The following is a 25,192-nucleotide window of genomic DNA, read 5'->3' on the forward strand; positions in this document are numbered from 1 at the left end:
CCAGCGACAGGTCGCGGTTGTTCCCCTGCACCCGCCTGTCGGGATTTCAATGTCCAGAGGCGTCGCCAGGCATGGCGGCGCCTTTCTTTTGTGGGTCGCCGCATGCCTGCGCGAGGGCCCGAAGTTCCGGAATCGTCCGGTTCATTCCGTGATCCGCATCGCATTATCGTGCCGCCGCCGGTTGATGCCGGGCGCGGATCCCGGTGATCCGCGCGGACGGGGGCATGGCTTTTGCGCAGCCGGCATGCGGCGCATGGCCGGGTGCCAGCGGACCTCCCCTGCGTTTTTCAATGCATGGCATGCATAGGGACATACCAGTGAAAACATCGATACTCGCTTCCACCCTCGTGGCGACCGGTGCGCTGCTCGCCTCGCCGATGGCGGCGCGCGCCGCCGACGGCACCATCACCTTCAACGGCGACATCACCGGCCAGACCTGCGACATCAACGGCAACGGCACCGGCGGCAAGGACTTCACCGTGACGTTGCCGACGGTGTCCAAGAGCACGCTGGCGGCGGCCGGCTCGTGGGCGGGCCGCACGCCCTTCACCATCGCGCTGAGCCATTGCTCGCCGGCCACCGGCAACGTCGCGACCTACTTCGAGCCGGGCGCCAGCGTGGACCTGACCACCGGCCAGCTGATCGTGGACGGCGGCGCGAACGCCGCCACCAACGTGCAGCTGGCGCTGCTCAACGGCGACACCAGCCAGATCCGCGTGGGCGCCACCACCGGCGGCGCCGACAGCTCGGGCTCGAAGAGCGTCGCGCTCTCCAACGGCGCGGCCACGCTGAACTACTACGTGCAGTACGTGGCGCACAACGGCGCGGCGACCGAAGGCAGCGTCACCAGCCGGGTCAACTACACCATCGTCTACAACTGACGGGGCCGGGCGGCCGGGCTGCGCCGGCCGCCCCCTCGCGCCTTCACAGGGCCATCCATCGATGAAACCGTTGCTGCCATTCGCGGCGGGCCTGCTGCTGTCCGCGTGCCTGGCTTCGCCGTCCCGCGCGGACGTGGTGATCAGCGGCACCCGGGTGGTCTATCCGGGCCAGGCGCGCGAGGTCACCGTCCAGCTCACCAACAACGGTGCCACGCCCTCGCTGGTGCAGGCCTGGCTGGACGGCGGCGACCCGAAGGTGGCGCCGGACCAGAGCGACGCGCCGTTCGTGCTGACCCCGCCGATCTTCCGCATCGACCCGCACCGCGGCCAGACGCTGCGGCTGATGTACGCCGGCAGCCCGCTGCCGCAGGACCGCGAGAGCGTGTTCTGGCTCAACGTGCTGGAGGTGCCGCCGGTACCGACAGGCGAGGCGGGCAAGAACTACCTGCAACTGGCCTTCCGCTCGCGCATCAAGGTGTTCTTCCGGCCGCCCGGCCTGCAGGGCCGGGCCAACGAGGCGCCCGACAGGCTGCGCTGGCGGGTGGTGCGCGCGCCGGACGGGCGCGGCTACGCGCTGCAGTGCGAGAACCCCACCCCCTACCACGTCTCCTTCAGCCGCATCGGCCTGGCGGCGGGCGGCCGCGAGTACCGCCACGACAAGGGCGGCATGGTCGACCCGATGGCGAGCGCCGTGTTCCCGCTGGAAGGCCTCGCCGCGGCCCCCGCGCCCGGGGCCAGGGTCGCTTTCGACGCGATCAACGACTACGGCGCCAACGTGCCGCACCAGGCGGCGCCGATGCCCTGACGGCAGCCGTCGCGTCCCAAGGAATGGAGCCCGATCCGTGAACAGACAGTCGACCCCCGTCCCGCGCGTACTCTGGCGACGCCCGCTGGCGGCGCTGATCGCCGGCGCGCTGGGGGCGGCGCCGCTGGCGGCGCCGGCGGCCGATGCGGCGGCCGCCGCCGGTCCGGCCGAGGCTTCGTTCAACAGCCGCTTCCTGATGGGCGGCACCCGGCGCGTGGACCTGTCGCGCTTCGAGCGCGGCAACCCCGTGCTGCCGGGCGTCTACCTGGTGGACGTCTACGTGAACGGCGACCGCGCGGGCAGCGGGAACGTGCAGTTCCGCGATTCCGGCGCGGCCGACGGCGCGCACCCGTGCTTCGGCCTGGAGCAACTGCAACGCTACGGCATCGATGCGTCCCGGCTGGCCGCGACGGCCACGCAGCCGGAGGCTTGCCGCAGCATCGAGCAGTGGATTCCCGATGCGGCTGCCCGCTACGACGGTTCGCAGCTGCGCCTGGACCTGAGCGTGCCGCAGGCGGCGATGCAGCGCAGCGCGCGCGGCTACGTGCCGCCGCAGTACTGGGACCGCGGCATCGCCGCCGGCATCCTGGGCTACGCCTTCAACGCGTTCCGCATGCGCAACGACGCCGCCGACGTGGCCGGCGACGGCCGCGTGCGCGCACCGGACGGCAGCACCGTCGCGCCGGGTGCCGCGATACCCGTGGGCAGCACCCTCGATGGCGCGGCCGTGCCGGCGGGCAGCGTGTTCGGCGCCGACGGCCGCGTGATCGGTCCGGACGGCAGGCCGCTGGCCCCGCCGGCGCGCGGGCAACGCGTGGCCCAGGACTCGGCCTACCTCGGCCTCAACGCGGGCCTGAACGTCGGCGACTGGCAGCTGCGCCACGACTCGGCGCTGACCTGGCAGAGCGGCGGCGGGCGGCACTGGCAGGCCATCGCCACCTACGCGCAGCGCAACCTCGCCGGCATCCGCAGCCAGCTCACCGTGGGCGAGTCCAGCACCAGCGGCGAGCTCTTCGACAGCGTGTCGTTCCGCGGCGTGCGCCTGGCGACCGACGACCGCATGCTGCCCGACTCGCTGCGCGGCTACGCGCCAGTGGTGCGCGGCGTGGCGGCGGGCAACGCCAGGGTGGAGATCCGCCAGAACGGCTACCTGATCTACCAGACCACGGTGGCGCCGGGGCCGTTCGAGATCGACGACCTCTATCCGACCGGCTATGGCGGCGACCTGCAGGTGACCGTCACCGAGGCCGACGGCAGCCAGCAGCGCTTCGCCGTACCGTACTCGTCGGTGGCGCAATTGCTGCGGCCGGGCATCGGCCGCTACGACCTCACCGCGGGCCAGGTGCGCGACGTCTACCTGCACGGCCATCCCTACCTGGTGCAGGGCAGCTACCAGCGCGGCCTCTCCAACCTGGTGACGGGCTATGGCGGCGCGGTGTTCAGCCAGGGCTACGGCGCGCTGCTGGCGGGCGCGGCGTTCAACACGCGCGCCGGCGCCTTCGCGCTGGACCTCAGCCATGCGCGCACCCGGTTCGCGGGGACGGGCGGTTCCGGCGGGCAAAGCCTCAAACTCGGCTACAGCAAGTTCCTGACCGGGACCGGCACCAATTTCTCGGTGGCGGCCTACCGCTACTCCACGTCGGGCTACCTGGGCCTGCAGGACGCGCTGCTCACCCGCGACCTGGCCCGGCGCGACCTGGGCACCGAGGCCATCCGCCGCCAGCGCAGCCGCTTCGAGCTGATCCTGAACCAGACCCTGGGCGGCGCCGGCTCGCTGTACGTCACCGGCTCGCTGGCGCGCTACTGGAACGCGCCCGGCTCGGACCTCCAGTACCAGGCCGGGTACAACAGCCACCTCGGCATCCTGAGCTACACGCTGTCCGCCTCGCGCACACGCGATGCGCTGGGCCAGCGCGAGACGCGGTACTTCCTGAGCCTCTCGCTGCCGCTGGGGCACGGCGCGCACGCGCCCTCGCTCAACGGCATGTTCGCGCACAGCGACCGCGGCTACAGCACCAGCCAGCTGGGGCTGAGCGGCAGCGCAGGCCGGGACGGCGCGTTCAGCTACGGCGCCAGCGCCAGCGACGACACCCGCGCCGGCAGCAGCGGCGCGGTGAATGCGCAGTACCGCAGCCCGTACAGCACGCTCAGCGCCTCCTACGCGCAGGGTTCGGGCTACCGGCAGGCCTCGGTGGGCGCCAACGGCGCGCTAGTGGTGCACGCCGGCGGGGTCACCTTCAGCCCGCAGCAGGGCGAGACCATGGCCCTGGTCGAGGCCAAGGGCGCCAGGGGCGCGCGGGTGACCAACTACTCCGGCGTGCGCGTGGACGGCGAAGGCTATGCCCTGGTGCCCTACCTCATCCCGTACCGCTACAACACGGTGCAGCTCGATCCGGCGGGTACCGCCACCGACGTCCAGCTGCAGAGCACCAGCCAGCAGGCGGCGCCGTACGCGGGCGCGGTGGTGCGGGTGGTGTTCCACACCGACCGGGGCCGCGCGGCGCTGATCGTGGCGCGCGATGCCGCGGGCGGCCCGCTGCCGTTCGGCGCCGACGTGCTCGACGGGCAGGGGCGGGAAGTGGGCGTGGTCGGGCAGGCCAGCCGGTTGTTCCTGCGCGGCCTGGCCGACCGCGGCAGCCTGTTCGTGAAATGGGGCGGGCAGCCCGACCAGCAGTGCCGGATCGACTACGTGCTGCCGCCGCGCGACGGCCATGCCTACTACGACAGCCTCCACGCCACGTGCCGTCCCTCGGGCGACGCGCCCGCAACCCTTCCTTCCAGGCCGGTGAGCTCGCCATGATCCCCAGACCGCCGCGCACCGCCCCGCTCCCGTGGCTGGCGGCCCTGCTCCTGCTGCTGGCGACGCCCGCGGCATGGGCCGGCTGCACCATGAACCCCACCTGGCGCGACCCGCACGTGGACATGAACCTCGGGCGCGTGGTCATCCCCAGCGACCTGCCGGTGGGCGCCACCATCACCACCTGGCAGACCCAGATCAGCCAGCCCGGCACGGCCATGAGCTGCGACAGGCAGGGCGGTGCCACCGTGTACGCCGACGTGGTGCAGGGGCAGCCGGTGCCGGGCTACGGCAAGGTGTACACCACCGGCGTGGCCGGCGTCGGCATACGCATGTCGCGCAGGACCGCGAATGCCTCGACCTCGATGGTGTATCCGGCCACCTTCTCCGCCCAGGCGAACACCAACTACACCCTGGACGCCAGCACCTTCGTCGTCGAGCTGATCAAGACCGCGCCCACCACCGGCAGCGGGCCGCTGGTGGCCGGCCAGTACTCGAGCTACCACCTCAACTCGGACCCCGCGCATCCGCTGCTGACCACCTGGGTGGAAGGCGAGGGCATCACCATCGTCTCGCCCTCGTGCTCGGTCGACGCCGGCTCCAGGAACATCGCGGTGAACTTCGGGGCCGTGCCGCAGGCGCAGTTCCGCGGCGTCGGCACCACCGCGGCGGAACGCGACTTCACCATCGGCCTGCGGTGCCAGCAGAGCCCGGGCAGCGTGTACGTGCGGCTGGACGCCACGCCCGACCCGTCCAACAGCCCGGGCGTGCTGCAGATCGCCCAGGGCAGCCAGGCGGCCCAAGGCGTCGGTATCCAATTGCTCGACGCCCGCGACGGCCAGCCGGTGCGCTACGGCGGCGACATCGGCGCGGGCAGCAGCCCGGCCGGCCCCAGCCTGCTGCAGGTGCCATTCAAGGCCCGCTACTACCAGACCGGCGGCACGCTCGTCCCCGGCGCCGCCAACGGCATCGCCACGTTCACCATCGACTACCAGTAGCCGCGGCGTTCAGCCGCCCAGCGGCGCGCAGTGCCGCTCCAGCCAGCTGAGGTCGGCGTCCTCCAGCAGCGGCGCCAGCGCGGCGCGCACGGTGGCATGGTAGTCGTCCAGCCAGGCGCGTTCCTCGGGGCTGAGCAGGCCGGGTTCCAGCGCGCGGCGGTCGAACGGGCACAGGGTCAGGGTCTCGAACGCGCAGAAGTCGCCGAACTCGGTGTGCTCGGCCTCGACCACCACGGCCAGGTTCTCGTGGCGGATGCCGTGGCGGCCGGGCTTGTACAGGCCCGGCTCGATCGAGGTGATCATGCCCGGCTCCAGCGGCACCAGCGCGCCGCCGGGCACCGGCGGGCGGATCGACTGCGGGCCCTCGTGCACGTTGAGGAAGTAGCCCACGCCATGGCCGGTGCCGTGGCCGTAGTCCATGCCGCCGGCCCACAGCGGCGCGCGCGCCAGCGCGTCCAGCTGCGGGCCGCTGGCGCCCTTCGGGAAGCGCGCGCGGCTCAGCGCGATCAGACCCTTCATCACCAGCGTGGCGTCGCGGCGCTGCTCGGCGGTGGTCTCGCCCAGCGCCAGCACGCGGGTGACGTCGGTGGTGCCGCCCAGGTACTGGCCGCCGGAATCGACCAGCAGCAGCCCCTTGCGCGCCAGCGCGCCGTGCGACCCGGGCGTGGCGCGGTAGTGCGGCAGCGCGCCGTTGGCCTGGTAGCCGGCGATGGTGGCGAAGCTCTCGCCGACGAAGCCGGGCTGCGCGGCGCGCTCCTCGCGCAGCAGCGCGTCCACGTCCAGTTCGGTCTGCGCCATGCCGGCGGCGAGGCGGTCCTCCAGCCGGCGGAAGGCGCGCACCAGCGCGGCGCCGTCGCGGCGCATGGTCTCGCGGACGTGGTCCAGCTCGGCGGGGCTCTTGCGCGCCTTGGCCAGGGTGCTGGGGTTGGCCGCCTCGATGCGCCGCACCGCCGCCGGCAGCGCGTCGGCCACCGCGCAGACCACGCGGGCGGGATCGAGCAGCAGCGCGTCGCCGGCGCCGAGCTCGGCCAGCGCGTCGACCACGGTGGCGTAGTCGGCCAGGCGCACGCCGTCGGCGGCCAGCGCGGCGACGAGGGCGTCGTCGAACTTGCCGCGGTCGGCGAACAGCGTGGCCGGGCCCCCGGCCTGCACCAGCAGGTGGGCGAGGAACACCGGGTTGCATTCCACGTCGCTGCCGCGCAGGTTGGTCAGCCAGGCGACGTCGTCCAGGCTGGACACCAGGTGGTGGGTGGCGCCGTGCTTGCGCAGGCTGGCGCGCAGGCGTTCCAGCTTCTCGGCGCGCGGGACGCAGGCGTAGGCCGGCGGGTGCTCGACCACCGGCGCCTTCGGCAGGGCGGGGCGGTCCGGCCAGACCTCGGCGGGCAGGTCCAGGTCGGTGCGCAGCGCGGCGCCGGCTTCGCCCAGCAGGCGCTCGATCTGCCGCCGCGCCGCCAGCGACAGGCTGTCGCCGGCCACCGCCGCCGTCTCGCCTTCGCGCAGGTGCTGCTGCAGCCAGGCCAGGTGCTCGGGCGCATGGGCCACCTTCTGCCTCATCAGGGCGATGCCGCTGCCGGCCAGCTCGCGCTCGGCCTGGGCGAAGTAGCGCGAGTCGGTCCACAGCCCGGCCTCGTCCGCGGTGACCAGCAGCGTGCCGGCCGAGCCGGTGAAGCCGGACAGCCACTCGCGCGCCGCCCAGCGGGCGGGCAGGTACTCGGACAGGTGCGGGTCGGCGGTGGGCACGAGGCAGGCGGCGACGCCGTGGCGGCGCATGGCCTGGCGCAGGGCGGCGAGGCGGGCGGGGACGGAGGGGGCGGCGAGGGCGTTCATGGAGCGATGCTAGCAGTCGGGGGAGGAGCGAGGGGTTGAGTAGCGAGGGCGCGCGCATGCAGGCGTGAGGAACCGTGCAGGCCGCGCGCAGAGCGCGAGCCCCCGTCCCCCCAGGCGCGGCGCGCGGTCTTCGCGCCCTCGCTACTCGCCCCTGCTTAACTGCCCCGCCGCGCCCCTCGCCCCCCGCCCGATCACCCGCTAAAATACCTATTTCCGGCACGGCTGCATTCCATGACCCCCCTGATTTTCGTCACCGGCGGTGTGGTGTCCTCGCTCGGCAAGGGCATCGCGGCGGCGTCGCTCGCGTCCATCCTCGAGGCGCGCGGGCTCTCGGTCACCATGATGAAGCTCGATCCCTACATCAACGTGGATCCGGGCACCATGAGTCCCTTCCAGCACGGCGAGGTCTACGTGACCGACGACGGCGCGGAGACCGACCTGGACCTGGGCCACTACGAGCGCTTCGTCCACACCCGCCTCACCGGCAAGAACTCGGTCACCACCGGCAAAATCTACGAGAGCGTGATCCGCAAGGAGCGCCGCGGCGACTACCTGGGCGCCACCGTGCAGGTGATCCCGCACATCACCGACGAGATCAAGCACTGCATCCACGAGGCCACCCGCGGCTTCGACGTGGCGCTGGTGGAGATCGGCGGCACGGTGGGCGACATCGAGTCGCTGCCGTTCCTGGAGGCGATCCGCCAGCTGCGCATCGAGCACGGCCCGGAGAAGTGCCTGTTCATGCACCTCACCCTGGTGCCGTACATCAAGGCCGCCGGCGAGATCAAGACCAAGCCGACCCAGCACTCGGTGAAGGAGCTGCGCTCCATCGGCATCCAGCCCGACGTCCTGCTGTGCCGCTGCGAGCAGCCGCTGCCGGAGGGCGAGCGGCGCAAGATCGCGCTGTTCACCAACGTGCCGGAGAACGCGGTGATCAGCGCGGTGGACGTGGACGTGATCTACAAGACCCCGCTGTGGCTGCACAGCCAGGGCCTGGACGACATCGTGGTCAAGCGCCTGGGCCTGGACGCCCGCCCGGCCGACCTGTCCGCCTGGCAGCGCACGGTGGACGCGGTGGTGCACCCGAGGGACGAGGTCACCATCGCCATCTGCGGCAAGTACGTCGAGCACAAGGACGCCTACAAGTCGCTGGGCGAGGCGCTGCGCCACGGCGGCATCAAGCAGCAGACCCGGGTCAACCTGAAGTGGATCGACTCCGAGCAGATCGAGGCCGAGGGCGCGCCCCAGGTGCTCGGCGACGCCGACGCGATCCTGGTGCCGGGCGGCTTCGGCAAGCGCGGCTTCGAGGGCAAGGTGCTGGCGTCCAGGTACGCCCGCGAGCACGGCGTGCCGTACTTCGGCATCTGCTACGGCATGCACGCGGCGGTGGTGGACTTCGCCCGCCACGTGGCCGGCCTGAAGGACGCCGACTCCAGCGAGAACGACCGCAACACGCCCGACCCGGTGATCGCGCTGATCACCGAGTGGACCACCGCCAGCGGCGAGGTGGAGACGCGCAGCGAGCGCTCGGACCTGGGCGGCACCATGCGCCTGGGCGCGCAGGAGTGCCGCCTGAAGGCCGGCACGCTGGCGCGCGAGCTGTACGGCCAGGACGTGGTGCGCGAACGGCACCGCCACCGCTACGAGTTCAACAACCGCTACCGGCAGTCGTTCGAGGACCTGGGCCTGGTGATCTCCGGCAAGTCGATGGACGACCTGCTGGTCGAGATGATCGAGCTGCCGCAGCAGCGGCACCCGTGGTTCCTGGCCTGCCAGGCGCACCCGGAGTTCACCTCCACCCCGCGCGACGGCCACCCGCTGTTCATCGGCTTCGTGCAGGCCGCCCGCGAGTACAAGGCGGTGCGCGAGGGCGGGAAGCTGGCCGGGGCGAAGGCGACGGCATGACGCGGCCGCGCCGCGCCCGCGCCGCCGCCGTCACCGCGCCAGCGGGAGTCCGCTTCCGGCGGCCGGCCGGAGGCGCCATGGATGCCCGCCCGCGCGGGAATGAAGGTCGGAAAGACGGCGGCCGCGTTGCGGCACGCCACGCATCGAACGAGGAGTGCCCATGAAGCTGTGCGGATTCGAGGTCGGCCTGGACCGGCCGCTGTTCCTGATCGCCGGCCCGTGCGTGGTCGAGTCCGAGCAGCTGCAGCTGGACACCGCCGGCCGGCTCAAGGAGATCACCGACCGGCTCGGCGTCAACTTCATCTTCAAGTCCAGCTTCGACAAGGCCAATCGCTCCTCGGCCGGCAGCTTCCGCGGGCCGGGCATGGAGGAGGGCCTGCGCATCCTGGCCGAGGTGAGGCGCCAGATCGGCGTGCCGGTGCTCACCGACGTGCACGAGTACACCCCGATGGACGAGGTGGCCGCGGTGGTGGACGTGCTGCAGACGCCCGCCTTCCTGTGCCGGCAGACCGACTTCATCCAGAACGTGGCGCGCGCCGGCCGGCCGGTGAACATCAAGAAGGGCCAGTTCCTCGCGCCGTGGGACATGAAGAACGTGGTCGACAAGGCCAGGGCGGTCGGCAACGACGACATTCTGGTCTGCGAGCGCGGCGCCAGCTTCGGCTACAACAACCTGGTCTCGGACATGCGCTCGCTCAGCGTGATGCGCGGCACCGGCTGCCCGGTGGTGTTCGACGCCACCCACTCGGTGCAGCTGCCCGGCGGGCAGGGCACCAGCTCGGGCGGCCAGCGCGAGTTCGTGCCGGTGCTGGCGCGCGCGGCGGTGGCGGCGGGCGTGGCCGGCCTGTTCGCCGAGACCCATCCCGATCCCTCCAAGGCGCTCAGCGACGGCCCCAACGCCTGGCCGCTGGACAAGATGGAAGCGCTGCTGGAGACCCTGCTCGAACTGGACCGGGTGACCAAGCGCCACGCTTTCCTCGAACATACGCTCTGAACCGGCGCGGGCGCGTCCCGCACGAAGCCTTCCTCCCGTTTCCGCCCCCAAAACGCAAGCCAGGAATCCCATGAGCACAGAGATCGTCCGCATCCACGCCCGTGAAATCCTCGATTCGCGCGGCAACCCCACGCTGGAAGCCGAAGTGACCCTGGCCGGCGGCGGCTTCGGCCGCGCCGCGGTGCCCAGCGGCGCCTCCACCGGCACCCGCGAGGCGGTCGAGCTGCGCGACGGCGACAAGGCGCGCTACGGCGGCAAGGGCGTGAAGAACGCGGTGGGCCACGTCAACGGCGCCATCGCCAGCGCGCTCAAGGGCTTCGACGCGGCCGACCAGGGCGGCCTGGACGCCAGGCTGATCAACCTCGACGGCACGCCGAACAAGGGCAGGCTGGGCGCCAACGCCATCCTCGGCGTGTCGATGGCCGCCGCGCATGCCGTGGCCGCGCAGAAGCGCGAGCCGCTGTGGCGCTATCTGGCTTCCATCAACGGCACCACCGGCGAGCCGGGCGCGCTGCCGGTGCCGATGATGAACATCATCAACGGCGGCGCCCACGCCGACAACAACGTGGACGTGCAGGAATTCATGATCCTGCCGGTGGGTGCGCCCAGCTTCGCCGAGGCGCTGCGCGCCGGCGCGGAGATCTTCCACGCGCTGAAGGGCGTGCTGAAGAACAAGGGTCTCAACACCGCGGTGGGCGACGAGGGCGGCTTCGCGCCCAACCTGCGCTCCAACGAGGAAGCCATCGAGACCATCCTGGAGGCGATCGGCAAGGCCGGCTACAAGGCCGGCGGCGAGGTCTTCCTGGGCCTGGACGCGGCCGCCTCCGAATTCTTCCACGACGGCGTGTACGACCTGGCCGGCGAGGGCAAGAAGTACGACGCGGCCGGCTTCGTCGACGTGCTGGCCGGCTGGTGCGACAAGTACCCGATCCTCACCGTCGAGGACGGCATGGCCGAGCAGGATGGCGAAGGCTGGAAGCTGCTCACCCAGCGCCTGGGCAAGCGCGTGCAGCTGGTGGGCGACGACAACTTCGTGACCAACCCGGCGATCTTCCGCAAGGGCATCGACGCGGGCATCGCCAACGCGATCCTGATCAAGGTGAACCAGATCGGCACGCTGTCGGAGACGCTGGAGACCATCGCAATGGCCGACGCGGCGAAGTACGCGGCGGTGATCTCGCACCGCTCGGGCGAGACCGAGGACACCACCATCGCCGACATCGCGGTGGCGACCACCGCCACCCAGATCAAGACCGGCTCGCTGTGCCGCACCGACCGCGTGGCCAAGTACAACCAGCTGCTGCGCATCGAGGAGGCGCTGGGCCCGTCCGCCCGCTACGCCGGCCGCGACGCCTTCCCCAGCCTGGGCCGCCTGCCGGGCTGACGCCCGCGCCGCCGCATGCTGCGCTGGGTCGCGCTGATCCTGCTGGCTCTGCTGGTCGGTCTGCAGTTCAAGCTGTGGACCGGCAGCGGCGGCATGCGCGAGGTGGACGCGCTGCGCGCGGCGGTGAAGAAGCAGTCCGACGAGAACGACCGCCTGCGCCAGCGCAACCAGGCGCTGGCCGCCGACGTGGAGGACCTCAAGCACGGCGAGCAGGCGGTGGAGGCGCGCGCGCGTTCGGAGCTGGGCCTGATCAAGCCGGGCGAGACCTTCTACCAGGTGGTCGAGCGCCCGGCCGCCGCGGCCAGCGCGCCGCCGCCCGCCGACGGCGGCCACTGACATGGCCGGCTTCTGGTGCGTGGTGCCCGCGGCGGGGCGCGGCATGCGGGTGGGCGGCGACCGGCCCAAGCAGTACCTGCCGCTGGCCGGCCGGCCGCTGATCGAGCACACGCTGGAGCGGCTGGCCGCGCACTCGCGCGTCGCCGGCCTGCTGGTGGTGCTGGCGGCGGACGACCCGCTGTGGCCCGGCCATGTGCAGCTCCGCGGCAAGCCGGTGCGCACCGTGGCCGGCGGCGCCGAGCGCAGCGACTCGGTGCTGGCCGGGCTGGACGCCCTGCCGGCGGAGGTCGCCGCCGGCGACTTCGTGCTGGTCCACGACGCCGCGCGGCCCTGCGTGCGCCACGCCGACATCGACCGCCTGCTCGACCTGGCCGGCGCCGCGGACGGTGGCCTGCTCGGCGCGCCGCTGCGCGACACGCTCAAGCGCGCCGACGCGCGGGGCCGCAGCGTGGCCACCGAGCCGCGCGAGGCGCGCTGGCGCGCCTTCACGCCGCAGATGTTCCGCCGCGGCCCGCTCGCCGCGGCCCTGCGCGAGGCGGCGCGGCGCGGCCTCGCGCCCAGCGACGAGGCGATGGCGATGGAGCTGGCGGGCCACGCGCCGCTGCTGGTGGAAGGCGCCGAGGACAACCTCAAGGTGACCACCGCGGCCGACTTCGCGCTGGCCGAGTTCCTGCTGGCGAAGACCGCGGGAGGCGCCCATGGCTAGCCGCCGCGCCGCGGGACGGGCCCTGCCGCCGGCGCGGCGGCGTCATCGTCCCGCCACGTATCGGCATACACTGCTTGCCGCTTTTCCGTTCCGCGGGCGGACCGCCCGCGACCTTCCCGGCCTGCCACCCACGGGCACATCCTGATGCGCATCGGCAACGGCTTCGACGTGCATGCCTTCGGCGAGGGCGACCACGTGACCCTGGGCGGCGTGAGGGTGCCGCATCACCACGGCGTGCTGGCGCACTCGGACGGCGACGTGGTGATCCACGCGCTGTGCGACGCCATCTTCGGCGCGCTGGCGCTGGGCGACATCGGCACGCACTTCCCGCCCTCCGACGAGCGCTGGCGCGGCGCCGACAGCCGCCGTTTCCTGCGTCACGCCGCGGCGCTGATGCGCGAGCGGGGCTACCGGCTCGGCAACGCCGACGTCACGGTGATCTGCGAGGCGCCCAAGGTCGGCCCCCACGCGCAGGCGATGCGCGAGAACCTGGCCGCCGACCTGGAATGCGGCATCGACCGCATCAGCGTGAAGGCCACCACCACCGAGAAGCTCGGCTTCGCCGGCCGCCGCGAGGGCATCGCCGCGCAGGCCAGCGTGCTGCTGGAGCGCGCATGAGCGAGCCGGAGGCGCGCGGCCCGCACCGCCTGCACGAGCAGCTGGAGGCGGTGGTGGAGCTGCTGCGCCGGCAGAAGCTGGTCGAGCAGGTCGCGCACGGCCAGCACGGCGCGCACCAGGACCTGGTCGACGCGCTGGTGCACCGGCAGAACCAGGCCGAGCTGCAGCGCCACCTGGACGCGCTGCATCCGGCCGACATCGCCCGCCTGCTGGAGGCGCTGCCGCTGGACGACCGCCTGGCGGTCTGGCAGCTGGTGAAGGCCGACCGCGACGGCGAGATCCTGCTGGAGGTCTCCGACGCGGTGCGCGAGTCGCTGATCGCGGACATGGACGACCGCGAGATCCTCGCCGCCGCCGGCTCGCTGGACGCCGACGAGCTGGCCGACCTGGTCGAGGACCTGCCGACCGAGGTGCTGCCCGAGCTGATGGCCAGCCTCGACGCGCAGCAGCGCGAGCGGGTGCAGTCGGCGCTGTCCTACGAGGACGACCAGGTCGGCGCGCTGATGGACTTCGAGATGGTGACCATCCGCGAGGACGTCAGCCTGGAGACCGTGCTGCGCTACCTGCGCCGCTTCGACGAGCTGCCCGAGCAGACCGACAAGCTGTTCGTGGTCAACCACGAGAACCTGCTCACCGGCGTGCTGCCGCTGCACTGGCTGCTGGTCAACCCGCCGGAGAAGATGGTCAGCGAGGTGATGGCGCCCGACGTCAACACCTTCCACCCGGACGACAAGGCCGCCGAGGTGGCGCAGGCGTTCGAGCGCTACGACCTGGTCACCGCGCCGGTGGTGGACGCCAGCGGGCACCTGATCGGCCGCATCACCGTCGACGCCATGCTCGACGTGATCCGCGAGAAGGGCGAGAGCGAGGCGCTGAGCCGCGGCGGCCTGCGCGAGGAGGAGGACATCTTCGCCTCGGTGTGGGCCTCGGTGCGCAACCGCTGGTCGTGGCTGGCGATCAACCTGGTCACCGCCTTCGTCGCCTCGCGCGTGATCGGCCTGTTCGAGGGCTCGATCCAGAAGCTGGTGGCGCTGGCCACGCTGATGCCCATCGTCGCCGGCATCGGCGGCAACTCGGGCAACCAGACCATCACCATGATCGTGCGCGCGCTGGCGCTGGGGCAGATCGCGCCGGACAGCGCCAGGCGGCTGTGGCGCAAGGAGCTGGCGGTGGCGCTGCTCAACGGCCTGATCTGGGGCGGCGTGATCGGCGCGGTCGCCTGGATGCTGTACGGCCACCTGGCGCTGGGCCTGGTGATGACCGCGGCGATGACGCTCAACCTGCTGCTGGCCGCCTTCGCCGGCGTCGGCATCCCGATGCTGATGATGAGGTTCGGCCGCGACCCGGCGCTGGGCTCCAGCGTGATGATCACCGCGATGACCGACAGCGGCGGCTTCTTCATCTTCCTGGGGCTGGCCACGCTGTTCCTGATGTGAAGGGCGTTTCGGCGGCCCTGCGCCCGGTGCGCGGGCGCGTGGTGAGCGCCTGCGTCGCGGCGATGCGGACCGTCGGCTTGCCATGGCCGCCATGTTCGCTGGAACGGGCATCCGTGCCATGCTTCGCTTTTCGCCGTCATTCCGGCGCAGGCCGGAATCCAGCAGCGATGTCGCCTGTCCGGGCCGTGTCGTCACTGGATTCCGGCCTGCGCCGGAATGACGCCATTTGAGGATGAGGCGCGCCGCCCGGACCCCGCGCCGCGGCCGCACGGCATCGCGTGCGAAACGGCCCTGGGCTGCGCCTCCCCGAAGCCATGCTTGATGCGTCCCGGACGGCGATGCGCCCGTGCGGGCACGATGAGCGAGACCGGATGAACCTGCCCATGCACGAACTCCCCCACGCCCACGGCGGCCCGCCGCTCGCCGCCCGCCTGCGCGTCGCGCCGGAAGACTTCGTGGTCGAGGAAATCCTCGGCTACGAGGCCGACGGCGCGGGCGAGCACGCCCTGTTGTGGGTGGAGAAGCGCGGCGCCAACACCGACTGGGTGGCGCGCGAGCTGGCGAGGTTCGCCGGCGTGCCGCCGCTGGCCGTGGGCTACGCGGGCCTGAAGGACCGCCACGCGGTGACGCGGCAGGCCTTCAGCGTGCAGCTCGCCGGCCGGCCGGACCCGGACTGGTCGGCGTTTCCGCATGCGGAAGCGAAGGTGCTGGCGGCCGCGCGGCATGGCCGCAAGCTCAAGCGCGGCGCGCTGCGCGGCAACCGCTTCGTGCTCACGCTGCGCGAGGTGCGGGGCGGCCGCGCGGCGGCGGAGGCCGTGCTGGAAAGGATCGCCGCGCGCGGCGTGCCCAACTACTTCGGCGAGCAGCGCTTCGGCCGCGGCGGCGGCAACGTGGAGCAGGCGCGCGCGATGTTCGCCGGCCGGCGCGTGGACCGCGACAGGCGCGCCTTCCTGCTGTCGGCGGCGCGTTCGCACATCTTCAACGAGGTGCTTGCGGCGCGCGTGGAGCGCGATGCGTGGGACCGGCCGCTGGACGGCGAGATCTGGTCGCTGGCCGGCTCCCGTTCGTGGTTCGGGCCGGAGCCGTTCGGCGACGCGCTGGCCGCGCGGCTGGCGCAGGGCGACATCCATCCGTCCGGGCCGCTGTGGGGGCGGGGCGAGCCGCCCGCGACGGCGGAAGCGGGCGGGCTGGAACGCGCGGTGGCCGCGGCGAACGACGATCTCGCGCGCGGCCTGGCCGACGCGCGCATGGACCAGGAGCGCCGCCCGCTGCGCCTGCTGCCGAAAGGGCTGCGCTGGCGCTGGCCCGCGGACGACGTGCTGGAGCTGGCGTTCGAGCTGCCGGCCGGGGCCTATGCCACGGTGGTGGTGCGCGAAGTGGCGGAGCCGGATGCGGCCTGACGTCGCCGGCTCAATGCGCCGCCGCCGGCTCGAGGCGCTGGACCACCTTGCCGTCGGCATCGAGGAAGGCGAGGCTGGGCGTACCCTCGGCGGGCACTTCCAGCAGTAGGCGCCTGCGGCCGGCGCCGTCCATCAGCGCCAGCGCGGCGGTGCCGTCCTCGTCCTTGCCGATCCAGATGCGGCGGTGGCCGGGCGCGTTCTCCGGGCTGTCGGAGACGGCCAGCCCGTCCATGCGGTCCTCGTGGTCGTCCACGCCGAGCAGCTGCACGATCTGGTTGGCGTTGTAGCGGTCGAACGACAGGCTGCCGCCCGAGTCCACGACTTCTCCCTGCGCGTTGCGGCGGCCGCCGAAGATCAGGCCGCCGTTCTCCGACCCTTCGTCGTTGTAGAACAGCATGCCGGCCTGCGGGCGGTCGAAGGCCCGTTCCTGGCCTTTCACGATGATGCCCGGCAGCCGGGCGTGGCTGGAGATCACCATGCGCAGCGTGCCGTCGGGCTCGCGCACGTTGATGCGCTGCACGTCGAGCGTGTCCAGCCGCTCCGTGCGCGGAACGGCGAATCCGCACAGCACGGTGGCGGCGAAGGCGGCGGTGAGGATGCCGGCATAGATCATCAGGAAGCGTTGGCCGAGCGTCTGCATGGGGCGTTCCTCGCGGTTTCTTTGTCAGGGATGGGATTCAACGCGGCGGCCGCAGCAGCACGACCACCGCGCCGGTGCCCCCCTGCATCGGCCGCGCCGAGGCGAACGCGACCACGTCGTCGCGCCGGCGCAGCAGGCGGTCGGTGAGCGCCTTCAGCACCGGGCCGCCGGCCTGCGAGCGCAGGCCCTTGCCGTGCACGATGCGCACGCAGCGCAGGCCGCGCCGGCGCGCCTCGGCGAGGAAGTCGGCGATGCTGGCCTGCGCCGCCGCGGCGTTCATCTGGTGCAGGTCGATGTCGTCCTGCACGCTGTACTGCCCGCGCTTGAGCGCCTTGAGCAGCTTCGGCGGATAGCCGTCGCGCAGGTAGGACAGCTCCTCGCCGACTTCCAGCAGGGCGGGGTCGAAGGCCAGGTCCAGCAGCTCGCCCGGCACGGCCGCCTCGTCGGCCTCGAGCATGCGCGGCTCCGGCGCGGGCTTCGGCGCCGCGGGCGGCGCGTCGGCCGGCTGCAGCGTGCGCACCCGGCCGACCGCCTCGCGGAACAGGCGCGCGTCCTCGTCGCTGGGTTCGGTGGGCGGCCGGCGTTTCATCGCGCACATGCTAGCAAGCCGTCCGCGCTGCGCGAGGCGCCGCGAATCGAGTGAAACCGGCAGGCCGCTCGGGTAGACTCGGGAGTCTGCACGCGCGGCCGGCGGATGCGGCGGCCGGCGCCTCGCGCAAGGGGTTTCGACGGAGCAGCATGCGAGTTCTGGTAAGCAATGACGACGGCGTGGATGCCCCGGGCATCCGCGTGCTCGCCGAGCGTCTCGGCGCCTTCGGCCAGGTGACGGTGGTGGCGCCCGACCGCGACCGTTCCGGCGCGAGCAATTCCCTCACCCTGGACGCGCCGATCCGCGTGCTGAGGATGGACAACGGCTACTACCGCGTCGCCGGCACGCCCACCGACTGCGTGCACCTGGCGCTGGCCGGCCTGCTCGACGAGGAGCCGGACATCGTGGTGTCGGGCATCAACAACTCCTCCAACCTCGGCGACGACGTGATCTACTCGGGCACGGTGTCGGCGGCGATGGAGGGGCGCTTCCTCGGCCTGCCGGCGATCGCGGTGTCGCTGGTCAGCCAGGACCACAAGGGCGTGCACTACGAATCGGCCGCGCAGGCGGTGCTGCTGCTGATGCGGCGCCTGCTGGTCGACCCGCTGCCGGCCGACACCATCCTCAACGTCAACGTGCCGGACCGGCCGTGGGGCGAGATCCGCGGCTTCGAGGTCACCCGGCTGGGCAAGCGCCACCGCTCGGCGCCGTGCATCGCGCAGACCGACCCGCGCGGCCGGCCGATCTGGTGGATCGGCCCGGCCGGCAGCGCCGAGGACGACGGCCCCGGCACCGACTTCCACGCGGTGCGGCGCGGCTACGTCTCGGTGACGCCGATCCACGTCGACCTCACCCGCTACCAGGCGCTGGAGAAGGTCAGCGGCTGGGTGCAGGCGATGACCGACGCGATGAACGACGAGGCGGCCTGAGCGATGAACATCCATCCGCTGCCGCCGTCGGCATTCAAGGGCGAGGGCATGACCTCGCAGCGCGCGCGCGACCGCCTGGCCGCCAAGCTCAGGGAGGAGGGCATCCGCGACCAGCGCGTGATCGACGTGATCCGCAACACGCCGCGCCACCACTTCATCGACCAGGCGCTGCACTCGCGCGCCTACGAGAACACCGCGCTGCCGATCGGCCACGGCCAGACCATCTCGCAGCCGTGGGTGGTGGCGCGCATGACCGAGGCGCTGCTGGAGTTCGGCGTGCCGCGCAAGGTGCTGGAGATCGGCACCGGCTCGGGCTACCAGGCCGTGGTGCTGGCGCAGCTGGTGCCGCAGGTCTACACGGTGGAGCGCATCGAGGAGCTGCTGCGCCAGGCGCGCCGGCGCTTCCGCCAGCTCGGGCTCACCAACATCCGCTCGCGCCACGACGACGGCAAGCTGGGCTGGCCGGACGAGGCGCCGTTCGACGCCATCATCCTCACCGCCGCGGGCGACGCCATCCCGAGCCAGGTGCTCGACCAGCTCTCGCCCACCGGCGTGCTGGTGGCGCCGGTGGGCTCGCCCAGCAGCCAGACGCTGATCCGCATCCGCGGCGACGGGCAGGGCGACTACGTGCAGGAGGAACTCTGCGCGGTGAGCTTCGTCCCGCTGCTCGGCGGCATCGGCTGATGCGCGCCGCCACACGACAGGGAAGCCGCTGATGCGCCTGTTCGGAGCCTTGTACGCGCGCGCGCTGGCCTGGGCGCGCCATCCGCGGGCGGTGTACTACCTGTGCGGGCTGAGCTTCGTCGAGGCCTTCATCTTCCCGGTGATGCCGGAGGTGATGCTGGCGCCGATGATGCTGGGCAAGCGGCACAAGGCGTTCCGCTACGCCAACCTGAGCCTGCTGTTCTCGCTGCTCGGCTCGCTGGTCGGCTACGCGCTGGGGCACTTCGCCTACGAGGCGGTGCGCCCGTTGTTCAGCCCGCACATGCAGCAGACCGTGGCGGTGTGGGTGGACAACCTGCGCGATGACATGAGCCGGCACTGGCTGGCGATGCTGGGCGTGCTGATGCTGGCGGCGCTGCAGCCGGTGATGCCGATGAAGTTCGTCACCTGGGCGGCCGGCATCGTCGGCGTGCCGGTGCTGCCGTTCCTGGCCTGCATGGCGGTGGGGCGCGGCAAGCGCGTGTGGCTGCTGGCGCTGCTGATCCGCCTGTTCGGCGAGCGCGCCGAGCGCATCCTGCACCGGCACATCGAGTGGATCGGCTGGGCCGCGCTGGCCGCGCTGGCGGCCGCGCTGGCCTGGTGGCTGTGGCTGCGCTGAGCGGCGTATGAAAATCCCGCGGGAGCTCGCTATGCTCGGGCGCATGAATGGACTGATCCGATGCCTCGCGGCCGGCGGCGCCGCGCTCGTACTGGCCGCGTGCGGGATCACGCGCAGCTCGGTGGTGGTCGAGCCGGCCGGTCAGGGCGGCTACGCGCGGCCGGCGCCGGCGCCGGCCGCGCATCCCGCCGCGCCCGGCGGCAGCTATCGGGTGGTCCGCGGCGACACGCTCTACTCGATCGCCTTCCGCAACGGCGTCGACTTCCGCCAGCTCGCCGAATGGAACGGCATCGCGCCGCCCTACACCATCTGGCCGGGCCAGGTGCTGCGGCTGTCGCCGTCAGGCGCCGGCGCGGCGGCAGCGAACGCGCGTCATGCGGCGCCGCGCGCGCCGGCCGCGGGCGCGCCGGCGAATGCCGCACCGACGGCGCCGGTCTTCCAGCCGGTCGAGTCCGCGCCCGCCGTGGCCGCCACGGCTACGCCCAGGCCCGCCGCGACCCGGCCGAGCGGAACGCCGGCGCCGGTCGCCGCGCCGCCTGCGCCGGCTCCCGCGCCGGCCGCGGCCACCACGGTGGTGCCGGTGGCCGGCGTCGCCGCGACCCGTCCGCCGCCGGCCACCACGCCGACGGAAACCGCCGGCGCCACCCGCTCGGCCGGCGGCATCGTCTGGCGCTGGCCGGCCGACGGCAGCGTGATCAAGGGTTTCCGCAGCGGCGACGCCATTCCCGGCATCGAGCTGGCCGGCAAGGCCGGCGACCCGGTGCGCGCGGCGGCCGACGGCGTGGTGGTGTACAGCGGCAACGGCCTGGTCGGCTACGGCGAGCTGATCATCATCAAGCACAACGACAGCTTCCTGTCGGCCTACGGGCACAACCGCCGGCGGCTGGTGAAGGAAGGCCAGCGCGTCAGCGCCGGCCAGCAGATCGCCGAGATGGGCGCCACCGGCGCCTCGCGCGACGAGCTGCAGTTCCAGATCCGCAAGGACGGCAATCCGGTCGATCCGCTGGGCTACCTGCCGCCGCGCTGACGGGGCGCATCAGCGGCCTCTGCGGGAGCGGCCTTCTTCGTGGGCGCGGCCTGCGGCCGCGCTGGGGTTCGCGGAAGCGGCGATCGCGGCCGGAGGCCGCTCCCCCAGAGGCCATCCCCACGGCGGGATTCTTTTCAGCCTTCCGGCAGGATGAAGGCGGCGACCACGCGCCGCCCCTCGCCCGCGAGCAGGTCGTAGGTGCGCGCGGCGGCCGCGTTGTCCATCACCTCGATGCCGATGCCGCGGCGCAGGAAGCCGGCCAGGAAGGCGGCGTCCGGGAACACCTGCCGCACGCCGGTGCCCAGCAGCACCAGTTCCGGCCCCAGGGCGAGGATGTCTTCCACGTGCGCGGCGGCGAGCGCCCGCGCGCTGGTCACCGGCCAGTCCTCCACCGCGCGCTCCGGGGCCAGCAGGAAGCTGCGGCGCAGCTCGCGGTCGACCACGGTGACGCCGCGCTCGCCCACGCGGCGCACGAACAGGTAGTCGCCGGGGCGTTCGAGCGACAGGTCCATGGGCTCAGCGCGGCAGGGCGAGCTTGGGCTCGTCCTCGTTGCGGCGGAACAGCACCACCACGTGGCCGATCCGCTGCACGTCCTCGGCGCCGGTGCCCTCGACCAGGAAGGCGACCTGCGCCGCGCGCTCGTCCTTGTCGCCGCCGGACAGCTTCACCTTGACCAGCTCGTGGCGGTCCAGCGCCACGTCCAGCTCCTTCACCACGGCCGCGGTCGCCCCCTTGGCGCCGAGCAGGATGACCGGGTGCAGGTCATGGGCGAGGCTGCGCAGATAGCGGCGCTGCGAGGGGGAAAGGGCCATGCGTTCAGTCTCGGATTCGCGGCGGAAGAGTGGCGCAGGGTATCATGCGGGCCGTGTTTCCCCTCGTGAACGTTGCCGGATGTCCCGCAGCAAGAGCAGTTCCCGCTGGCTGCGGGAGCATTTCGACGACCCCTACGTGAAGAAGGCGCAGGCCGAGGGCCTGCGCTCGCGCGCCGTGTTCAAGCTGGAGGAGCTGATCGAGCGCGACCGGCTGCTCAAGCCGGGCATGCGGGTGGTCGACCTGGGCGCCGCGCCCGGCGGCTGGTCGCAGCTGGTGCGCCAGCGGCTGGGCGACGGCGGCACCGTGGTGGCGCTGGACATCCTGCCGATGCAGGGCATCGCCGGGGTGGACTTCATCCAGGGCGATTTCCGCGAGGAAGGCGTGCTGCGGGCGCTGGAGGCGCGCCTGGGCGGCCATCCGGTCGATCTTGTGCTGTCGGACATGGCCCCCAATATGAGTGGCGTGGCGCTGGCCGACCAGATCCGCGCGATGGACCTGGCCGAGCTGGCCCTGGATTTCTGCCGGCACTGGCTGCGGCCGGGCGGGTCGTTCCTGATCAAGCTGTTCCAGGGCGCCGGCTTCGACGATTACCTGCGCAGCTTGCGCGCGGAGTTCACGCGCGTGACTATGCGTAAACCCAAGGCCTCCCGCGCCCGTTCGCGGGAGGTGTACGCGCTTGCCACCGGGCACAAGGCCACGGGCAAGGCATCCGGCGAGAACCGTGCATGAACGAAATGGCAAAAAACCTGCTGCTCTGGGTGATCATCGCGGTGGTGCTGCTCACCGTGTACCAGAGCTTCAATCCGCACGGGGGCTCGTCCGACCTGCCGTACAGCAGCTTCGTGCAGAGCGTGGAGTCGGGCAACGTGGCCAGCGCCAGCATCAGCGCCGACAACCCCGCCACCATCACCGGCAAGCTCAAGGACGGCAGCTCCTTCCGCACGGTCGCGCCGGTGCTCGGCTTCTCCACCAACGGGGTGGTCAAGCAGATGCAGGACAAGGGCGTGATCATCACGCAGGAGCCGTCCGGCAACGGGCTCACCTTCGTCAGCCTGCTGATCAACTGGCTGCCGGTGATCCTGATCGTCGGCGTGTTCATCTGGTTCATGCGGCAGATGCAGGCCGGCGCCGGCGGGCGCGGGGCGATGAGCTTCGGCCGCTCGCGCGCCAAGCTGCAGGGCGAGGACCAGGTCAAGGTCAACTTCGGCGACGTCGCCGGCTGCGACGAGGCCAAGGAGGAGGTCGGCGAGCTGGTCGAGTTCCTGCGCGATCCCGGCAAGTTCCAGAAGCTGGGCGGCAAGATCCCGCGCGGCGTGCTGATGGTCGGCCCGCCCGGCACCGGCAAGACCCTGCTGGCCAAGGCGATCGCCGGCGAGGCCAAGGTGCCGTTCTTCTCGATCTCCGGCTCCGACTTCGTGGAGATGTTCGTCGGCGTGGGCGCCAGCCGCGTGCGCGACATGTTCGAGCAGGCCAAGAAGCACGCGCCGTGCATCATCTTCATCGACGAGATCGACGCGGTGGGCCGCCACCGCGGCGCCGGCCTGGGCGGCGGCCACGACGAGCGCGAGCAGACCCTCAACCAGCTGCTGGTGGAGATGGACGGCTTCGAGGGCACCGAGGGCATCATCGTCATCGCCGCCACCAACCGGCCGGACGTGCTCGACCCGGCGCTGCTGCGCCCGGGCCGCTTCGACCGCCAGGTCGTGGTCGGCCTGCCGGACGTGAAGGGCCGCGAGCAGATCCTCAAGGTGCACATGCGCAAGGTGCCGGTCGCGGCGGACGTCAACGCCATGACCATCGCGCGCGGCACGCCGGGCTTCTCCGGCGCGGACCTGGCCAACCTGGTCAACGAGGCGGCGCTGTTCGCCGCGCGCGAGAACGCGCGCGAGGTGCGCATGAGCCACATGGACAAGGCGCGCGACAAGATCCTGATGGGCACCGAGCGCCGCTCGATGGCGATGAGCGAGGACGAGAAGAAGCTTACCGCCTACCACGAGGCCGGCCACGCCATCGTCGGCCGCCTGGTGCCCGAGCACGACCCGGTCTACAAGGTGACGATCATCCCGCGCGGGCGCGCGCTCGGCGTGACCCAGTTCCTGCCGGAGAACGACAAGTACAGCATCAACCGCGTGGCGATCCAGTCGCAGCTGTGCTCGCTGTACGGCGGCCGCGTCGCCGAGGAGCTGATCTTCGGCAACGACAAGGTCACCACCGGCGCCTCCAACGACATCGAGCGCGCCACCAAGATGGCGCGCAACATGGTCACCAAGTGGGGCCTGTCCGAGGAGCTCGGGCCGATGACCTACGGCGAGGACGAGGACGAGGTGTTCCTCGGCCGCACCGTGACCCAGCACAAGAACGTCTCCAACGAGACCGCGCGCAAGATCGACGAGGAGGTGCGCTCGATCCTCGACCAGGCCTACGCGCGCACCAAGCAGCTGCTCACCGAGAACATCGACAAGCTGCACCTGATGGCCGACGCGCTGCTGCAGTACGAGACCATCGACGCGCACCAGATCGACGAGATCATGGCCGGCCGCGTGCCGGGGCCGCCGGCCGACTGGTCGAAGACCGGCACCACCACCGGCACGGTGCCGCCGCCTCCGCCGCCGCGCGGCGACGCCGGCTCGGCGAAGGTCGGCGACCCCGCCACGCAGAGCCGCTTCAGCAGCTGAGGCGACGGCGAAGGGCGGCCATGGGCCGCCCTTCGCTTGTCCGGGAACATCGGCGGGGCCGTTGGCGTTTGGACGTCCAAACGCCAGGACGCCGCGGTGGCCGCGGCGACGGGGGGATGAGCGCCCGGCAACGACGTCAAAAAAAATGTCGGAAAAGTGTTGACGCGCTCGCCCGGTATCTGAATAATTCCGCTTCTCGCTGCGGCGGCAACACTTCGGGGTTGCCGGTCGGGGCGGAAGGGTTCACCGCGCGCCCGTAGCTCAGTTGGATAGAGTACCAGGCTACGAACTTGGTGGTCGGGAGTTCGAATCTCTCCGGGCGCGCCATTTTTAGCGGGATGCGACGTTCGCGCCGCCTCCCGTTCCGCAGGCAGGGCATCGCCTGCGGGCCGGACGAATCGGAAGTTCGGTGTGCTTCGATACGGATTGACTGGACGAGGTGTCACCCGTAGCATTCGAGAGCTTCGGCACGCGAAAGCGGACGGAGACTCGATACGCGGGGTATAGCTCAGTCTGGTAGAGCGCCAGCTTTGGGAGCTGGATGTCGGGGGTTCGAATCCCTCTGCCCCGACCATCAGGCGATATGCTTGGTCCAAGCGCCTGTAGCTCAACCGGATAGAGCATCGGCCTTCTAAGCCGACGGTTGCAGGTTCGATTCCTGTCGGGCGCGCCAAATTGTTTTACGGTGGGCGTAGCTCAGTTGGTTAGAGTACCGGATTGTGATTCCGGTTGTCGTGGGTTCGAGTCCCATCGTCCACCCCAATCAAGAGCAGTTCCCGGGCCGTTAGCTCAGCTGGTAGAGCAGTTGACTCTTAATCAATTGGTCGTAGGTTCGAATCCTACACGGCCCACCACTTGGGAATCAGGCACTTGGAGCAATCCAAGTGCCTTTTTCTTTGCCCGGATTTCGCGCTTCGGCCTGTATGGCCTCCGGTTTTGCGCCGTTTATCACGCCGGAGCCTGACGAAGGGGCGAGCCCGATGCCCAGGCGCTTGCATGCGACCCCGGAAATCGAGGTCGAGCCCAATCGGCGCGAACGGCACGAGTGTACCTTGCGGTTCTCCTCCTCGCTCGGGACGGCCAGGGTCAAGAAGCCCGCTGGCTCTTTTC

The 25,192-nt window shown here is 71.8% G+C and carries 23 protein-coding genes and 5 tRNA genes; 23 read left to right on the forward strand and 5 right to left on the reverse strand.

What is annotated here, in order from left to right:
* Positions 1-317: 317 nt before the first annotated feature.
* From C7456_RS01570 to C7456_RS01585, 4 genes are all read left to right on the forward strand, one after another.
* Positions 318-881, forward strand: coding sequence for a fimbrial protein (locus C7456_RS01570; protein ID WP_281268496.1), 564 nt, complete (start codon positions 318-320; stop codon positions 879-881).
* Between the two features lie 61 nt (positions 882-942).
* Positions 943-1,686: a fimbria/pilus periplasmic chaperone gene (locus C7456_RS01575; protein WP_109722013.1), complete on the forward strand. Its 744-nt coding sequence runs from the start codon at positions 943-945 to the stop codon at positions 1,684-1,686.
* A gap of 37 nt (positions 1,687-1,723) precedes the next feature.
* Positions 1,724-4,486 (forward strand): fimbria/pilus outer membrane usher protein, encoded by a 2,763-nt coding sequence (locus tag C7456_RS01580; RefSeq protein WP_109722014.1) that lies wholly within the window; start codon positions 1,724-1,726, stop codon positions 4,484-4,486.
* Positions 4,483-5,481, forward strand: a complete 999-nt coding sequence (locus C7456_RS01585; protein WP_170120145.1) for a fimbrial protein — start codon at positions 4,483-4,485, stop codon at positions 5,479-5,481. The genes C7456_RS01580 and C7456_RS01585 overlap by 4 nt, the downstream gene beginning before the upstream one ends.
* 9 nt (positions 5,482-5,490) lie before the next feature.
* Here C7456_RS01585 and C7456_RS01590 read toward each other — a convergent pair whose 3' ends face one another.
* Complete coding sequence (locus C7456_RS01590) at positions 5,491-7,308, reverse strand: aminopeptidase P family protein (RefSeq protein ID WP_109722016.1); 1,818 nt, start codon at positions 7,306-7,308, stop codon at positions 5,491-5,493.
* Positions 7,309-7,539: 231 nt separating this feature from the next.
* Between C7456_RS01590 and C7456_RS01595 the strand changes: the two genes are divergently transcribed.
* The 8 genes from C7456_RS01595 (at position 7,540) to truD (ending at position 16,087) form a co-directional block, all read left to right on the forward strand.
* Positions 7,540-9,213 carry a CTP synthase gene (locus C7456_RS01595; RefSeq protein ID WP_109722017.1) on the forward strand — a complete coding sequence of 558 codons (1,674 nt, stop codon included), beginning with the start codon at positions 7,540-7,542 and terminating at the stop codon, positions 9,211-9,213.
* A 160-nt stretch (positions 9,214-9,373) separates the two neighbouring features.
* Positions 9,374-10,207, forward strand: a complete 834-nt coding sequence (gene kdsA, locus C7456_RS01600) for a 3-deoxy-8-phosphooctulonate synthase (RefSeq protein WP_109722018.1) — start codon at positions 9,374-9,376, stop codon at positions 10,205-10,207.
* Positions 10,208-10,277: 70 nt separating this feature from the next.
* The gene (gene eno / locus C7456_RS01605) at positions 10,278-11,591 is read left to right on the forward strand and encodes a phosphopyruvate hydratase (RefSeq protein WP_109722019.1); all 1,314 of its coding nucleotides are present in this window, start codon (positions 10,278-10,280) and stop codon (positions 11,589-11,591) included.
* A gap of 15 nt (positions 11,592-11,606) precedes the next feature.
* Entirely contained in the window at positions 11,607-11,927 is a 321-nt protein-coding gene (gene ftsB, locus C7456_RS01610) for a cell division protein FtsB (RefSeq protein ID WP_109722020.1), read from the forward strand.
* A gap of 1 nt (position 11,928) precedes the next feature.
* Entirely contained in the window at positions 11,929-12,633 is a 705-nt protein-coding gene (gene ispD / locus C7456_RS01615; RefSeq protein WP_109722021.1) for a 2-C-methyl-D-erythritol 4-phosphate cytidylyltransferase, read from the forward strand.
* Positions 12,634-12,777: 144 nt separating this feature from the next.
* The gene (gene ispF / locus C7456_RS01620) at positions 12,778-13,251 is read left to right on the forward strand and encodes a 2-C-methyl-D-erythritol 2,4-cyclodiphosphate synthase (protein WP_109722022.1); all 474 of its coding nucleotides are present in this window, start codon (positions 12,778-12,780) and stop codon (positions 13,249-13,251) included.
* Complete coding sequence (mgtE, locus tag C7456_RS01625; protein WP_109722023.1) at positions 13,248-14,687, forward strand: magnesium transporter; 1,440 nt, start codon at positions 13,248-13,250, stop codon at positions 14,685-14,687. The genes ispF and mgtE overlap by 4 nt, the downstream gene beginning before the upstream one ends.
* Positions 14,688-15,070: 383 nt before the next feature.
* On the forward strand, positions 15,071-16,087 hold the full coding sequence (gene truD, locus C7456_RS01630) for a tRNA pseudouridine(13) synthase TruD (RefSeq protein WP_109722116.1): 1,017 nt from the start codon (positions 15,071-15,073) through the stop codon (positions 16,085-16,087).
* A 10-nt stretch (positions 16,088-16,097) separates the two neighbouring features.
* On the opposite strand, the gene C7456_RS01635 is transcribed toward truD, so the two are convergent.
* Positions 16,098-16,727 (reverse strand): hypothetical protein, encoded by a 630-nt coding sequence (locus C7456_RS01635; protein WP_109722024.1) that lies wholly within the window; start codon positions 16,725-16,727, stop codon positions 16,098-16,100.
* A 37-nt stretch (positions 16,728-16,764) separates the two neighbouring features.
* Positions 16,765-17,316, reverse strand: a complete 552-nt coding sequence (locus C7456_RS01640) for a Smr/MutS family protein (protein ID WP_109722117.1) — start codon at positions 17,314-17,316, stop codon at positions 16,765-16,767.
* Between the two features lie 149 nt (positions 17,317-17,465).
* Here C7456_RS01640 and surE point away from each other — a divergent pair, with 149 nt between their 5' ends.
* From surE to C7456_RS01660, 4 genes are read left to right on the forward strand one after another with little or no spacing between them, the layout of a single operon-like run.
* Complete coding sequence (surE, locus tag C7456_RS01645) at positions 17,466-18,245, forward strand: 5'/3'-nucleotidase SurE (protein ID WP_109722025.1); 780 nt, start codon at positions 17,466-17,468, stop codon at positions 18,243-18,245.
* Between the two features lie 3 nt (positions 18,246-18,248).
* Positions 18,249-18,929: a protein-L-isoaspartate(D-aspartate) O-methyltransferase gene (locus C7456_RS01650; protein ID WP_109722026.1), complete on the forward strand. Its 681-nt coding sequence runs from the start codon at positions 18,249-18,251 to the stop codon at positions 18,927-18,929.
* 31 nt (positions 18,930-18,960) lie between these two features.
* Entirely contained in the window at positions 18,961-19,566 is a 606-nt protein-coding gene (locus C7456_RS01655; protein WP_109722027.1) for a YqaA family protein, read from the forward strand.
* A 31-nt stretch (positions 19,567-19,597) separates the two neighbouring features.
* The gene (locus tag C7456_RS01660) at positions 19,598-20,593 is read left to right on the forward strand and encodes a peptidoglycan DD-metalloendopeptidase family protein (protein ID WP_109722028.1); all 996 of its coding nucleotides are present in this window, start codon (positions 19,598-19,600) and stop codon (positions 20,591-20,593) included.
* Positions 20,594-20,727: 134 nt separating this feature from the next.
* On the opposite strand, the gene C7456_RS01665 is transcribed toward C7456_RS01660, so the two are convergent.
* Positions 20,728-21,105 (reverse strand): Mth938-like domain-containing protein, encoded by a 378-nt coding sequence (locus tag C7456_RS01665; RefSeq protein ID WP_109722029.1) that lies wholly within the window; start codon positions 21,103-21,105, stop codon positions 20,728-20,730.
* Positions 21,106-21,109: 4 nt separating this feature from the next.
* Positions 21,110-21,406, reverse strand: a complete 297-nt coding sequence (yhbY, locus tag C7456_RS01670; RefSeq protein ID WP_109722030.1) for a ribosome assembly RNA-binding protein YhbY — start codon at positions 21,404-21,406, stop codon at positions 21,110-21,112.
* Between the two features lie 79 nt (positions 21,407-21,485).
* Here yhbY and rlmE point away from each other — a divergent pair, with 79 nt between their 5' ends.
* The 7 genes from rlmE to C7456_RS01705 all read left to right on the forward strand — a co-directional run bounded on the left by rlmE (position 21,486) and on the right by C7456_RS01705 (position 24,936).
* Positions 21,486-22,136 (forward strand): 23S rRNA (uridine(2552)-2'-O)-methyltransferase RlmE, encoded by a 651-nt coding sequence (gene rlmE / locus C7456_RS01675; protein WP_109722031.1) that lies wholly within the window; start codon positions 21,486-21,488, stop codon positions 22,134-22,136.
* Positions 22,133-24,082 (forward strand): ATP-dependent zinc metalloprotease FtsH, encoded by a 1,950-nt coding sequence (gene ftsH / locus C7456_RS01680; protein WP_211306193.1) that lies wholly within the window; start codon positions 22,133-22,135, stop codon positions 24,080-24,082. The genes rlmE and ftsH overlap by 4 nt, the downstream gene beginning before the upstream one ends.
* A gap of 250 nt (positions 24,083-24,332) precedes the next feature.
* Positions 24,333-24,409, forward strand: a tRNA-Arg gene (locus C7456_RS01685).
* Positions 24,410-24,579: 170 nt separating this feature from the next.
* A tRNA-Pro gene (locus C7456_RS01690) sits at positions 24,580-24,656 on the forward strand.
* 22 nt (positions 24,657-24,678) lie between these two features.
* Positions 24,679-24,755, forward strand: a tRNA-Arg gene (locus C7456_RS01695).
* Between the two features lie 12 nt (positions 24,756-24,767).
* Positions 24,768-24,844: transfer RNA gene (locus C7456_RS01700), tRNA-His, on the forward strand.
* Between the two features lie 16 nt (positions 24,845-24,860).
* A tRNA-Lys gene (locus C7456_RS01705) sits at positions 24,861-24,936 on the forward strand.
* Positions 24,937-25,192: the final 256 nt, after the last annotated feature.

The organism is Fulvimonas soli (genome assembly GCF_003148905.1).
GTDB classification, from domain to species: Bacteria; Pseudomonadota; Gammaproteobacteria; order Xanthomonadales; family Rhodanobacteraceae; genus Fulvimonas; species Fulvimonas soli.

Bases quoted from the DNA above. Each gene is read 5' to 3' on its own strand.
- C7456_RS01650 (WP_109722026.1), top strand. From the start codon at position 18,249: ATGAACATCCATCCGCTGCCGCCGTCGGCATTCAAGGGCGAGGGCATG.
- C7456_RS01665 (WP_109722029.1), bottom strand. From the start codon at position 21,105: ATGGACCTGTCGCTCGAACGCCCCGGCGACTACCTGTTCGTGCGCCGC.
- ispF (WP_109722022.1), top strand. From the start codon at position 12,778: ATGCGCATCGGCAACGGCTTCGACGTGCATGCCTTCGGCGAGGGCGAC.
- C7456_RS01575 (WP_109722013.1), top strand. From the start codon at position 943: ATGAAACCGTTGCTGCCATTCGCGGCGGGCCTGCTGCTGTCCGCGTGC.
- C7456_RS01655 (WP_109722027.1), top strand. From the start codon at position 18,961: ATGCGCCTGTTCGGAGCCTTGTACGCGCGCGCGCTGGCCTGGGCGCGC.
- eno (WP_109722019.1), top strand. From the start codon at position 10,278: ATGAGCACAGAGATCGTCCGCATCCACGCCCGTGAAATCCTCGATTCG.
- ftsH (WP_211306193.1), top strand. From the start codon at position 22,133: ATGAACGAAATGGCAAAAAACCTGCTGCTCTGGGTGATCATCGCGGTG.
- ftsB (WP_109722020.1), top strand. From the start codon at position 11,607: ATGCTGCGCTGGGTCGCGCTGATCCTGCTGGCTCTGCTGGTCGGTCTG.
- kdsA (WP_109722018.1), top strand. From the start codon at position 9,374: ATGAAGCTGTGCGGATTCGAGGTCGGCCTGGACCGGCCGCTGTTCCTG.
- truD (WP_109722116.1), top strand. From the start codon at position 15,071: ATGCACGAACTCCCCCACGCCCACGGCGGCCCGCCGCTCGCCGCCCGC.
- C7456_RS01640 (WP_109722117.1), bottom strand. From the start codon at position 17,316: ATGAAACGCCGGCCGCCCACCGAACCCAGCGACGAGGACGCGCGCCTG.
- C7456_RS01585 (WP_170120145.1), top strand. From the start codon at position 4,483: ATGATCCCCAGACCGCCGCGCACCGCCCCGCTCCCGTGGCTGGCGGCC.
- surE (WP_109722025.1), top strand. From the start codon at position 17,466: ATGCGAGTTCTGGTAAGCAATGACGACGGCGTGGATGCCCCGGGCATC.
- C7456_RS01590 (WP_109722016.1), bottom strand. From the start codon at position 7,308: ATGAACGCCCTCGCCGCCCCCTCCGTCCCCGCCCGCCTCGCCGCCCTG.
- rlmE (WP_109722031.1), top strand. From the start codon at position 21,486: ATGTCCCGCAGCAAGAGCAGTTCCCGCTGGCTGCGGGAGCATTTCGAC.
- C7456_RS01635 (WP_109722024.1), bottom strand. From the start codon at position 16,727: ATGCAGACGCTCGGCCAACGCTTCCTGATGATCTATGCCGGCATCCTC.
- C7456_RS01595 (WP_109722017.1), top strand. From the start codon at position 7,540: ATGACCCCCCTGATTTTCGTCACCGGCGGTGTGGTGTCCTCGCTCGGC.
- mgtE (WP_109722023.1), top strand. From the start codon at position 13,248: ATGAGCGAGCCGGAGGCGCGCGGCCCGCACCGCCTGCACGAGCAGCTG.
- C7456_RS01660 (WP_109722028.1), top strand. From the start codon at position 19,598: ATGCTCGGGCGCATGAATGGACTGATCCGATGCCTCGCGGCCGGCGGC.
- yhbY (WP_109722030.1), bottom strand. From the start codon at position 21,406: ATGGCCCTTTCCCCCTCGCAGCGCCGCTATCTGCGCAGCCTCGCCCAT.
- ispD (WP_109722021.1), top strand. From the start codon at position 11,929: ATGGCCGGCTTCTGGTGCGTGGTGCCCGCGGCGGGGCGCGGCATGCGG.